Below are 13,035 nucleotides of genomic sequence, written 5' to 3' on the forward strand. Positions count from 1 at the left end.
TAACTCGGGTGTTATCGATGGGGCGCGGTGCCGATCACTTATGCCGACCTTATGCCAAGACCCTGCATTCCCCCTCAGTGCACTGTCCCGAGCTTGGAGTGGTGATTGTGATCAGTATGCGTTCGCGTTTCTTATGCGCGATCACATCCTTAGTCGTGTTAGTGACCGGACTGGCAACGGTGCCCCAGCCCGCGGCCGCGGAGACCGTCGCCCCTGAATGCATCCCCGGCGCGCCGGCCCCGGCGCAGAGCCTCCAGAAGCAGGCCCTGGCTCCTTCCGCCGGTCCCCAGGCGGCCGTACAACCGCCCTTCAAGGCCACCGCCAAAGCCAAGAGCCCCAATACGATGACGTACGACGATGTCCGGCTGGACATCGGCAGTAGAGCGTTGGACGAGCCGACCGAGATCGGCATCACCCCGCTGACCGCGGCGGAGTTGCCGGTGCTGGGTGCCGGCATGGACAACATGACCGAGGCGCCGCGCGCCGGTTACCGGTTCACGCCGACGCCGTTCGAGTTCGAGACGGACATCACGATCAGCCTGCCGTACGACGCGGCGAAGCTGGAGGCGGCCGGGCTGACGCCGCAGGACGTGCGGACGTTCTTCTTCGACGAGCAGAGCAGTTGCTGGCGGCCGCTGGTGCGGGTGACGGTGGACACCGAGCAGCAGCTGATCCTGTCCAAGACCGACCACTTCACCGACATGGTCAACGCCACGGTGAACGCCCCCGAGGGCCCTGAGCAGGTCTCCTTCGACCCGACGAAGATCAAGGGCATCGAGGCCGGCGACCCGTCGGCGGGGGTGAACCAGATCGAACCCCCGGCGCCCAACAATCAGGGCGAGGCCCGGCTGTCGTACCCCATCGAGCTGCCGAAGGGCCGGGAGGAGATGCAGCCGCAGTTGTCCGTGGGCTACTCGTCCGCGGCCGGTAACGGCTGGATGGGCGTGGGCTGGGACCTGGCGGTGCAGTCGATCTCGATCGACACGCGGTGGGGCGTGCCCCGGTACGACGCCGGGACCGAGACCGAGACGTACATGTTCGGCGGGGACCAGCTGACCCCGGTGGCGCATCGGGGAGCGGCGCGGCCCCGTACCGCCGACAAGGTGTTCCACCAGCGGGTGGAAGGTGAGTTCACCCGCATCCTGCGTAAGGGCGAGTCGCCCAAGAACTACAGCTGGGAAATCACCGACAAATCCGGCACGCGCTGGCTGTACGGCGGCGACGGCGCCACGTTGGCCGACGATGCCGGCAACGTCTTCTCCTGGTCGCTGCGCGAGGTGCGTGACGCCAAGGGCAACACGATGCGCTACCAGTACGCGACCGTCGAGGACGCCGGGGTGGCCGGCGGATCGGTGCCCGGCCGGGCGTTGTACCTGAAGAAGATCAGCTACACGGGGCTCGGCGACGCCGACGGCCCGTACTCGGTGACGTTCCTGCGCGACCGCGAGCTCGGCGAGCAGCGCCGGCCCGACGTGTCGATCAACGCGCTGGGCGGGTTCAAGCACGTGGTGGCCGACCTGCTGCGCCGAGTCGAGGTCCGGCTGGGCGAGGAACTGGTCCGCCGCTACGACTTCGTCTACGCCCTGGGCGCGTTCAACAAGACGCTGCTGTCGAAGATCCAGCAGTACGACGCCGCCGGCAAGCTGTTCAACAGCCACGAGCTGGGCTACTTCGACGACATCCGCGACGCCTCCGGCCAGTACACGGCGTTCCAGCGGGTGGACTGGACCTCGCCCGATGACGGCCTGTCCAACGGGCTGGTCAACGGGATCCGCCCCGGCGCGGGTGAGGCCGGCGCGCTGAACGGCAACACCTCCACCAGCGCGGGCGGCCACCTGTACACCGGCTGGGGCCCTCTTCCCAGCAAGTCGAGATCGGTCGGTGTGAAAGCCGGTTTCAGCCGTAGCTCCGACAAGGGGTTGCTGGCCCTGATCGACGTGGACGGCGACAGCCTGCCGGACAAGGTGTTCAAGGGCGGCGGCGGGTACGTCTTCCGTAAGAACCTGTCCCGCCCAGGCGGCGAGCCTCGCTTCGCCGAACAGACCACGCCGCTGCGCAACCTGCCGGGCCTGTTCGACCAGAGCTCCAGTTCCCGCACGGTCGGCGTCGAGGCCTACCCGGGCGCCGGCGCGGTGCAGCTTGACTACGTCGACACCATCAGCACGACCGATCGCTACTTCAGCGACGTCAACGCCGACGGCATCACCGACCTGGTCAACGGGGAGAGCGTGCTGTTCGGCCGGATCGGCGCGGACGGGGTGCCGGTGTTCGGCGCGGCAGGCGACACGCCCGTGCCGATCGGCGGCAGCGAGGCGGACGCCGAGGGCCTGCTGCCGGACTACTCGGCCGACCGCGAGCGGCGGGAGCAGTCGTTCCCGCTGGTGGACACCGTGCGCCGGTGGACCGCACCGTTCGACGGCACGGTCGCGGTGACCGGCGCGGTCACGCTGACCGAGGCCGAGGGCGAGCTCCCGGCCTTCGCCGACCCCGATGGGGTCCGGGTGGCCGTGCAGCACCAGGACAACGAGCTGTGGTCGGCCCGGATCCAGGCCGACGACCGTGGCGGGCACAGCCCGCAGGGCGTGGACGCCATCCAGGTCAGCAAGGGCCAGCACCTGTACTTCCGGGTCGGGTCGGTGCACGACGGCGCCGCCGACCGGGTCACCTGGAACCCGACCGTCGCCTACACCAGCCTGCCGGAGACCACCGACGCCAACGGCGTGTCGCTGACCTCCTACACCGCGGCCGACGACTTCACGCTCGCCGGACGCGCGGCCACCGTGACGGTCCCCCGGGACGGCACCCTGAACCTGGGCGGCGCGCTGACCAAGAGCGCGGCCACCACCGACGACCTGACCATCGTGATCACCCGCGCCGGTGCGCCGGTGTTCGAGCGGCAGGTGCCCGCGGGTTTCACCGGCGAGGTGCCGGTGGCCGCCACGGTGCCGGTCACCAAGGGCCAGGCGCTGTCGTGGCGGATCAAGACCGACTCGCCGATCGACGTGACCGCCCTGGCCTGGAAGCCGACGGCCGCCTACACCGAGACCTCCCCGGTGCCGGACGAGTTCGGCCAGGAGTTCTCCGCGCCGTATGACATCGACACCTACCCCGTCTCCAACGCCTCGGCCCCGCCGCAGCCGCACACGGTGGCCGCCGCCGGCACACTGACCGTCACCCCGCAGCCGGTCGCCGCCGAGGGCGCCACCGGCCAGGTGACGTTCACGGTCAAGAAGCAGGGCGCGCTGCTGGCCAAGCAGGCCGTCACGCTCGGCGCCGAGCCGGTGCCGCTGCAGGTCGAGGCAGCCGCCGAGGACAAGCTGTTCTTCGAGTTCACCGCGGCGACCGGGCTCCTGGCCGGAGGGTCGGTGCTGGTCGACGGCGTCGAGGCCGCGGCGACGGTGCACAGCCCGGCGCCCGAGGGTGTCTACGGCCGGCCCTACCGGGGCTGGGCCCATATCGGGTACAACGGCAACGGCGACCGGGCCACCCGGCCGATCAGGCAGACCGACCTGGACAGCATGGAGGACCTGCAGTCCCAGCTGCCCCAGGACGTCGACGTGGACCGGGACCGGGAGGAGTTCGAGCAGGACCCGCGGGTGACCCCGCCGAACGCGATCTTGTTCGTGCCCGAGCCCGACCGCAACCGCTGGGCCTCGGGTGAGGACCTGTCGGTCTCCGGCGCGACCGTGACCAGTTCCCGGCTGGGCGGGCAGTCGATCGGGCTGCCCACCACCGCCGACGTGTCCGGGGTGCGGGCGGTGCCGCGTATGTCGCGCTCGCAGCAGATCTCGGTGACCGGCAGTGTCGGCGGCGGGGTCGGCAGCGCCGGTGGCAGCGTGTCCACCGGTACCTCCAGCGGTGAGCTGGACTACTTCGACATGAACGCCGACGGCTTCCCCGATGTGGTGGGCGCGGGCGGCATCCAGTACACCGACCCGTCCGGCGTGCTCGGCCAGACTCGCGGTGACACGCCGGGCGGCGCGGTGCGGTCCTCGGACAACGTGTCGGGCAACGCCAGTGCGGGTAGCGCGGCCAGGACGATCACCACCGGCCGCGGTGACGCGGCGCCGAGCGGGACGAGGACGGCCAACAGCTCGTCGTCCGGCAACGACCTGCCCCCGCTGGGCATCGGCGGCAACCTGGGGACGGGCACCTCGGACGCCGAGACCGACCTGCTGGACATCAACGGTGACGGGCTGCCGGACCGGGTGTTCGAGAACGGGCGCGCGGCGCTGAACCTGGGCTATCGGTTCGCCGAGCCGGAGCCGTGGCCGGGCGGGCCGTTGAACGACGGCAGCAGTGACAACGCCGGGGTGAACATCGGCTTCAACACCGACTTCTACGGCTTCGCCGGCGGCGCGTCGCTGAACCAGGGCGACAGCACCACCTCGGCCACCCTGGCCGACGTCAACGGCGACAACCTGGCCGACCGGGTGTTCGCCGGCTCGCCGATCAGGGTGGCGATCAACACCGGCAGCGGGTTCGCCGCCCCGGTGCCGTTCGGCGGCAGCCTGTCCGGGCTGAGCGGCGACGTCAACGCCCGGCTGGGCGCGGGCGCGTACTTCACCATCTCGATCCCGATCGCGTTCGGCATCGGCGGGTTCGTCATCATCAACCCGGGCGCGGACACCTCGACCGGCGCTTCGCGCGCCTCGCAGATGATCCGGGACATCAACGGTGACGGTTTCGCCGACCACCTGGCCTCCAACGCCGACAACCAGTTGACGGTGGCGGCCAACCAGACCGGCCGTACCAACCTGCTCAAGGCCGTCACGCGGCCCCTGGGCTCGGCGATCGAGCTGGACTACACCCGGGACGGCAACACCTACGACCAGCCGGGTTCGCGGTTCGTGCTGAGCTCGGTCAAGATCGATGACGGTCTGGCCGGGGACGGCCAGGATGTCCAGCACAACACCTTCACCTACGCGGGCGGCGTGTTCGACCGGCTGGAGCGGGAGTTCCGTGGCTACGCCACGGTGGCCACCCAGTCTCGCGGCCAGGATGGCGGCGTCTACCGGACCCGCACCACCACATACGACACCAGCAGCCACTACACCCGCGGCCTGGCCACCCGGACGCTCACCACCGACGCCGAGGGCAAGCCGTTCGTCGAGACGGTCCACACCTACGAGTTACGCGATGTGGGCACCGGCGCGGCCGGTGACGGCGGCAGCACCATCGCATCGATCTTCCCGATGCTGGTCCGGACGGATCAGCGCTGGTACGAGGGCCAATCCCAGCCGGGCAAGCAGACCCGCACGGAGATGGTCTACGACAAGTACGGCAATGTCACCAAGACGACCGACTACGGCGAGAGCGGCAGCGCCGACGACGTGGTCACCACCACCGGCTACACCGCCTGCGCCGACACCTACATCGTGGGCGTGGCCAACAAGTCGGAGACTCGCGGCGGCGGCAAGGTGATGCGGCGCAGCGAGGCCGACATCGACTGCGCCACCGGCAACATGACCCGGCATCGGGCCAAGCTGGACGACGACAAGACCGCGGTCACCGACGTGACCTACAACCCCGGTGGCACGGTGGCCACGCTGACCGGGCCGGCCAACCACAAGGGGCAGCGCTTCAAGCTGACCTACGGCTATGACGAGGTGACCGGCACCTACGTCACCTCCACCCTGGACAGCCACGGGTACCGGTCCACGGCCACGTACAACCTGAAGTTCGGTCAGACCGCGACCTCGGTCGACATCAACAACCAGCGGCTGGCATACACCCATGACGACGTCGGCCGGGTCACCACCGTGACCGGCCCGCACGACCACGGGGCAGGCAAGCCGACCATCGCCTTCGAGTACCACCCCGAGGCGACGGTCCCGTACGCCGTCACCCGCCATCTCGACCGGGCCGCGGACGGTTCGGTCAAGGCCGACACCATCGACACGGTCACCTTCATCGACGGCCTGGCCCGGGTGGTGCAGACCAAGAAGGACGCCCGGATCTCCGGCGGCGACGGCATGACGGTCTCCGGCCGGACGATCTATGACGAATTCGGCCGCGCGGCCGAGCGTTACTACCCGGTCAGCGAGCCCAAGGGCGCGGCCAACACCAGGTTCAACACGACCTTGGACCGGGTGTACCCGACCACCAACAGCTACGACGTGCAGGACAGGCTGCTGGAGACCATCCTGCCGGACGGCACCGGCAGGACCACCGTCTACGGCTTCGGCAACGACCGCTCCGGCACCCGGCAGTTCTCCACCGCAGTGACCGACGCCGAGGGCAACACCAAGGTCACCTTCACCGACGTACGGGATCAGATGACCTCCGTACGCGAGCCGAACCCGGTCAACGGCGGCCCGCCGCTGTGGACCAGCTACGTCTACGACCCGCTGAAGCAGCTCATCAAGGTCACCGACGACCAGAACAACCAGACCACCAGCGCCTACGACGACTTCGGCCGCCGTACCACGGTGACCAGCCCCGACTCCGGCCGCACCACCACCGGCTACGACCTGGCCGGCAACGCGATCAGCAAGGTCACCGCGAAGCTGGACGACCGGGACAAGAAGATCTCCTACGAGTACGACTTCAACCGCCTGGTCGAGATCGACTACCCGATCTTCAACGACAACGACGTCCGTTACACCTACGGCGACCCCGGCGCGCCCTACAACGGCGCGGGCCGGCTCACCAAGATCGAGGACGCGGGCGGCGTGACCACCCGCCAGTACGGGCCGCTCGGCGAGGTCGTCTCGGAGACCAGGACGCTGCCCGGTCCCGGCTACCACCAGAAGAAGACCTTCACCACGGGCTACCGGTACGACAGCTTCGGCCGGGTGCTGCAGCTCACCTACCCCGACGGGGAGGTGCTGTCCTACGGGTACGACTCCGGCGGCCAGGTGATCACGGCCACCGGCGTCAAGGGCGGCTACACCTACCCGTACCTGCGCGACCTGCTCTACGACAAGTTCGAGCAGCGCACCAAGATCACGCTCGGCAACGGCACCGCCACCTCGTTCACCTACGACGCCGCCGACCGCAGCCTGGCGCTGCTCAGCTCCACCCTGCCCACCGGGTACGAGTTCCAGCGCTACCGCTACAGCTACGACGACGTCGGCAACATCACCCGGCTGCAGAACGACACCAACATCCCCGACGGCTCCACCACCCCCGAGCTGGGCGGGCCGTCCACCCAGACCTACGTCTACGACAACCTGTACCGGCTGACCCAGGCCAGCGGCCAGTACACGCCGGACATCCACAGGACCGACACCTACGCCTTCAGGCTGACCTACGACAGCGTCCACAACATCGTCGGCAAGCAGCAGCGGCACGCCATCGTCGCCAGCAACGGCAGCGAGCAGGTGCAGCAGGACACCACCTACTCCCACGTCTACAGCTTCGGCTCCCGGCCGCACGCGCCGACCAAGGTCGGCCCGGACGAGATGCGGTACGACGACAACGGCAACCTCATCAACCAGGAGTCCGACCAGTACGGCAAGCCCCGCCGCCAGTTGATCTGGGACGAGGACAACCGGCTGGCCTGCGTGCACGACACCACCAGGAACGACACCCAGCCGCAGGACCCGTCGGCCTGCAACGACTACGGCAAGCCGCCGACCGTCCGCTTCACCTACGACGACCAGGGCCGGCGGGTGGTCAAGGACAGCTCGCAGACCACGCTGTACCCGAACCAGAACTACACGGCCCGCAACCAGACCGAGTACAAGCACGTCTTCGTCGGCACCACCCGGATCGCCACCAAGACCACCAAGCCGGTCAGCGCGTTCGAGAAGGACCAGTTCTTCTACCACGGCGACCAGGTCGGCTCGACCACGTTCGGCACCGACGGCAACGGCCGGCTGGCCGAACATCTCAACTACTTCCCCGGTGGTGAGACCTGGATCGAGGAGAGTCCGGGCCAGTTCAACCCGTACCAGTTCACCGGCAAGGAACTCGATCCGGAAACCGGCTACTACTACCACGGCGCCCGTTACTACGACCCGCGCATGCAGCTGTGGAAGTCCCCCGATCCGATCATCGAGGACTACATCAACGGTCAGGGCAACGACGGCGTCTACAACCCCGGCAACCTGAACCTGTACGCGTACGGCTACAACAACCCGGCTCAGAACACCGACCCCAGCGGCAGCCTCGTCTTCCTGGTCCCGGCGGCCATCCTGGTCGGCAAGGGCGTCATGTGGGGCATGACGGCCTACAGCGCCTACCAGGGCGCGAGAGCGGTGGCCAGCACGGTCAGCGACGTCGCCGAGGGCCGCAAGACCTGGCAGGAAGGCGCCACCGAAGCCGGCCTGGCGGTGGCCCAAGCAGGCGCGGAGGCCACGCTCGGCAGGCTCAGGGTGGTCGAACGGGCCGCCGAGTTCGTCGGAAACACCGGGGTCGGCCGGCGCGCCACCGACTGGGTGGCCGAGAGGGCAGGCGACGTCGCCCAGAGATTCCGCAGGGCCGAAACCCCTGGCGGCTGCGCCCTCAACAGCTTCATCCCGGGCACCGAGGTGCTGATGGCGGACGGCACCACCAGGCCGATCGAAGAAGTCGAGATCGGCGACAAGGTCCTCGCCACCGACCCCGAGACCGGCCGCACCGAGCCCAAGTCGGTCACCGACGTCATCACCGGCGACGGCGCCAAGAACCTGGTGAAGGTCACCGTCGACGTCGACGGCGAGCAGGGCGGCAGGACCGCCGACATCACCGCGACCGACGGGCACCCCTTCTGGGTCGAGAAGCTGAACCGCTGGGTCGACGCCGGAGAACTCAAGGCCGGCATGTGGCTGCGCACTTCCGCCGGCACGTACGTCCAGATCAAGGCGGTCAGCAAGTGGACGGCGACGCAGCGCGTCCACAACCTGACCGTCGACGAGATCCACACGTACTACGTGCTGACGGGCGGCGCGTCGGTACTCGTTCACAACACCAACCCGTGCCGTCCTGACCAGGCATCCCTCCTCTTCCCCGGCCCGAACGCCACAGAGTCGGTGAACCTCTCGACCTTCGGCACCATGTCCACGAGAGAGCGGGAGATCGTCCAGCGCGTCGGAGAGCTGTACGGCTGTCATTCCTGTGGCGCCCGCAGCCCACGGCCGTCAGGAGCCTGGACCCTCGACCATCAGGAGGTCACCGCGCTTGTCGCGCAAGGGAGTCCGCAGATCGGACTGCCGCATTGCGAGACATGCCAGAACCGCCAGGGAAACCTCACGATGAGGCTGCTCACCGGGCGCAATCCTTCCGGGTGGCGGCAGGCCCCGTCGGGGCTGATCCTCCCCAGGAGATTTGTCGAGAGTCCGTAAGTCGACGAAAGTGACCGGTGCCGGCTCCGCATACCTGTGGAGCCGGCACCGTCACTGGAAGGTGATCTGAACCGTCGATATTCTCCACCTGAACGATTGCATTGAAGGGTTGCATGAAGAATTTCGGCCTCAGCTGGATCACCCCACTGGGTGGCCCGCTCATCGCCCTGCCCGAGTCCGCGATCGAGACCTGGCACGGTGCACTGGGGCCGGACGGCGACGATGATCCGCCGGAAGAAGATACCGACTACTGGAAGGTCTGCCGGCTACATGGCAGTGCGGCCGTCTTCGAGCACGCCGGTCATGATGCGCTGGCACTGACCGACGAGTCCGTCCCGGCGACCTACCTTCCGGACCGTTCCTTGTTTGTGCGGCGATTGGCTCAGGCAAGTGATCAGGAGATCTTGTCGGGGGTCGACAAGATCACGGGAACAGCCAGGTGGGAATTGATCGCCCCACTGACGGTGGCAGAGCCATTGGTGCTCTTCGATTCGGTCTATGCCGGCACCGAGGCTCCCGAGAGAATACGCCTGGATCTCCCCCCAGGACGTTATGAGGTGCGTGCCGCACACCATGAACCCGATGGCGACAGCCCTCTATGGGTCAGCCTGGTCGAGCTCTCTCCCGCATAGCTTGTCACGGGATCGAGCCAAAGCCGGTCACAAGAACATCTTGGCATGGCTCGCAGTGAACCCCAGCCATCCGAGCGTGGGCGCTTCCCATGGTCGCTGCATCTGACGACCGTCGTTGGTGAGAACCACGTGGAACCCCTCGGCCGCGGCTCGCGGATACAGGGTCTCATCGCGCGTGCCCGACCAGCCAGGAAGATCCAGCAGGTGGACGATGTCGTGGTCCAGTACGAAGCTCGTCAGGACCTGGTGCAGCGGGCGGGGGACGTTCTCATCCAGCAGCAGCCTCACGCTGCTCCCTGGGGGGCTCGTAACTGTCGACGTAGTCGGCGAAGTCGGCGGCGTCCAACGCCGCGGTGGCCGAAACGCTCGGGTAGTACTCCGCGATCCGCTCAGCCGGAACACCATCCCGCAACAGCGCCGCAATCTCGTCGTACGGCACGCGGGTCCCTTCGATCACCGGCATCCCACCGCGGACCGCCGGGTCGACCGTGACGTGCTCCCGGGGACGTAGTAGGTCTGGAATGTGCCGTCCATCGCGGTAGAACGGCCGCAACACCTCGACCATGTCATGGATGACGAGGTTGGCCTTGCGATGCACCAGATCGGTGGCCTGCCCCTGCTCGACCAAGTAGATCGTCGAACCATCGGTCACCAACTGGTAAGCCGACAGATGCTCTCGCTCCTGCAGGTCGTCGCGAAGCGTGTCCAACGCCCGGCGAATCTTCTGCAAGGACGCGTCATTGCGCAACTTCACACACGTGCGCAACGCCACCAGATCCCGAAACGAATACAGCACCGGACGCACCGGCGAGACCTCCGGCACCAGCACCGCGCCCCGGCCAGAACTGGCCTTACGCCAGTGCGCGAGCTGACGAAGCGTGGCACCCGACAACGCCGCCGCCAGCTTCGGACTGTAGGACACCCACTTCACCTCCCTCGCTCGACCCGGCTCCCTTCATCATCGCAAACATCCCCACGATTCACTCACCATTACCCCATCTTGATCGGAGAGTCGCCATGCCCGTCGCCGGTCACGTCCACAGCGCTGCGGCTGCCGGAATCCACAATCCGGACGTCAGCTCGGCGCCCACTGCCCCAAGCTGACCACCCCCGGCCACGGCAGCTGGTGCCTCACCCTCGACATTCCCGCCGCTCTCGACGGTGCCCGCCGCCGCGTCCGTAAGGGCGGCTTCACCAGCCGCCGCGCCGCTGTCCGAGCACTCGCCCAGCTACAGACGTCCGGCTCCGATCCTCACGCCAGCCTGCTGACCATTGCGCAATGGCTGCGCATCTGGATCGCCTCCAGGGTCTCCCTCCAGCCCGCCACGTTGCGAAACTCCGCCGTCGCGGGCTGGCCCGGCGGCTGGTCGGGCAGTTGATCGAGTTCGCCGGGGCGGACGGTGGCTACCAGGCGGTGTACCTGCATACCTATCCGCACTCGCCGGGCGCGCTGGCCCTGTGGGACTCCCTGGCCACGCGAGTGTGTGACGAACGGCGGGAGGTGCCGGGCGGCGGCTCAGGCGTCGTGCATTTCGAGGCACCCCCGAGATGACTCTGAAAACCATTTTCATATAGACTCTCGCCGCCCCATGCATAACAACCCCCAGGAATCGGACAAATGCGCTTCCCCCACCGTCAGTTGCTCGCCGGCCTGTTGCTCGCCCCCCTCCTGTCCGGCTGTTTCGCCTCCGATGGAGGGACGTCATCCCAGGGCGCGTCAAGTGACGGGGCGCGGCTCCGCGCCGTCCTGGCCTTCCCGCCCAGGCAGAACTACTCCCCCTACGGTGAAGACGCGTTCAGCCTGTCCCGGCTCGGCGTCGCCGAGGGACTGACCCGGCTGGACGCCAACGGCACGGCGGTGCCGGCTCTCGCCGAAGCCTGGAGCGCCGAGCGAGATGGCCGCAGCTGGCTGTTCACCCTTCGCCAGGCCAGGTTCCAGGACGGCACCGACGTGACCCCGGCCGCCGTCGCCGCCGCGCTGACCCATGCCACCCAGGCCGATCCCGCGCCCGCCGCACTGTCCGGCGTCAAGCTCACGGCACAACCGGTGGGCGACCGCCAGGTGCGGGTCACCACCGCCGAGCCCGACCCGGTGCTGCCGCTGCGGCTGTCCAACCCCAGCCTGGCGGTGTTCGCGCCCAAGGCGTACGGCAAGCCCGCAACGGTCGATCCCGTGGGGACCGGCACCGGCCCGTTCGTCCTGTCCAAGATCGCTGGCATGTCCTCGGCCACGCTCGAGCGCTTCGACGACTACTGGGGTGGGCGTGCTCACGCCTCCGGCATCGACGCGAGCTTCGTCGCCGACGGTACGGCCCGCGCCAACGCCCTGCGCACCGGCGCGGCCGATCTCGCCGAAGCCATCCCCGTCGCCCAGATCGCCTCGCTCGACGAGGGCGCCCTCCGGCGAACCGCCACCGCTCGCCTGACCAGCCTGCAGCTCAACACCAAAGCGGGGCCGTTCGCCGATCCAGCAGTACGGGCCGCGGCGCGAGCGGCGATCGACCCCTCGGTCCTGGCCAAGGACGTGTTCGAAGGTTACGCCGATCCCGCGCAAGGGCTGTTCGGGCCCGCCCTGAACTGGGCGGCCGGCAAGCGCGTCCAGCCGTCCGGCCGCGCCAAGGCCGCCGCGGTCTCCGGCACCGCCATCACGGTGGCCACCTACAACAACCGCCCTGAGCTTCCGGAAACGGCCCAGGTTCTGCAACAGCAGTTGGAGAAGGCGGGCTTCAAGGTGAAGCTGGAGGTCAGGGAGGTCTCCCGGCTGGAAGGTGACGCGCTGGAGGGCAAGTTCGACGCGTTCGTCGGCGCTCGCAACATGATGCTCAACACCGGCGATCCCGTCTCGGTGCTGGCCAATGACTACACCTGCGACGGCGGCTACAACCTGGCTCTGCTGTGCGACAAGAAGGTCGACCAGGCCGTCGCGGCGGCACAGGCTGCTTCCGATCCCGCGACCAGGCAGAACGCGGTGATGGCGGCGGAGGCGGCGATCCTGTCCACGGACGCGGTCGTACCGCTGGTCCACCAGCAGGCCGTCGTCGGCGCCGGCACGTCCGTGCGAGGCGTGCAACTCGACCCGTATGAGCGGTTGCTCGTCGGGGCCGGGACCCGGCGCTGATCGGCCCTCGTGACGT

General features: G+C 68.4%; 6 protein-coding genes. 4 read left to right on the forward strand and 2 right to left on the reverse strand.

What is annotated here, in order from left to right; translation table 11 throughout:
• The first annotated feature begins 161 nt into the window (after positions 1 to 161).
• Positions 162 to 9,269, forward strand: a complete 9,108-nt coding sequence (locus ACIBQ1_RS28550) for a SpvB/TcaC N-terminal domain-containing protein (protein ID WP_397282275.1) — start codon at positions 162 to 164, stop codon at positions 9,267 to 9,269.
• A gap of 113 nt (positions 9,270 to 9,382) precedes the next feature.
• Positions 9,383 to 9,901 (forward strand): Imm21 family immunity protein, encoded by a 519-nt coding sequence (locus ACIBQ1_RS28555; RefSeq protein ID WP_397282277.1) that lies wholly within the window; start codon positions 9,383 to 9,385, stop codon positions 9,899 to 9,901.
• Positions 9,902 to 9,928: 27 nt separating this feature from the next.
• Here the strand turns inward: ACIBQ1_RS28555 and ACIBQ1_RS28560 are convergent, their stop codons facing one another.
• Both ACIBQ1_RS28560 and ACIBQ1_RS28565 read right to left on the reverse strand, forming a co-directional pair.
• On the reverse strand, positions 9,929 to 10,189 hold the full coding sequence (locus ACIBQ1_RS28560) for a DUF5615 family PIN-like protein (RefSeq protein WP_397282279.1): 261 nt from the start codon (positions 10,187 to 10,189) through the stop codon (positions 9,929 to 9,931).
• Positions 10,170 to 10,823 carry a DUF433 domain-containing protein gene (locus tag ACIBQ1_RS28565; protein ID WP_397282282.1) on the reverse strand — a complete coding sequence of 218 codons (654 nt, stop codon included), beginning with the start codon at positions 10,821 to 10,823 and terminating at the stop codon, positions 10,170 to 10,172. Before ACIBQ1_RS28565 ends, ACIBQ1_RS28560 begins: the two co-directional genes overlap by 20 nt.
• Positions 10,824 to 11,180: 357 nt before the next feature.
• Between ACIBQ1_RS28565 and ACIBQ1_RS28570 the strand changes: the two genes are divergently transcribed.
• Positions 11,181 to 11,453: a GNAT family N-acetyltransferase gene (locus tag ACIBQ1_RS28570; protein ID WP_397282285.1), complete on the forward strand. Its 273-nt coding sequence runs from the start codon at positions 11,181 to 11,183 to the stop codon at positions 11,451 to 11,453.
• A gap of 66 nt (positions 11,454 to 11,519) precedes the next feature.
• Positions 11,520 to 13,019, forward strand: a complete 1,500-nt coding sequence (locus tag ACIBQ1_RS28575; protein ID WP_397282286.1) for an ABC transporter substrate-binding protein — start codon at positions 11,520 to 11,522, stop codon at positions 13,017 to 13,019.
• Positions 13,020 to 13,035 lie beyond the last annotated feature (16 nt).

The sequence above is a fragment of the Nonomuraea sp. NPDC050153 genome, assembly GCF_044460125.1.
Lineage (GTDB): Bacteria > Actinomycetota > Actinomycetes > Streptosporangiales > Streptosporangiaceae > Nonomuraea.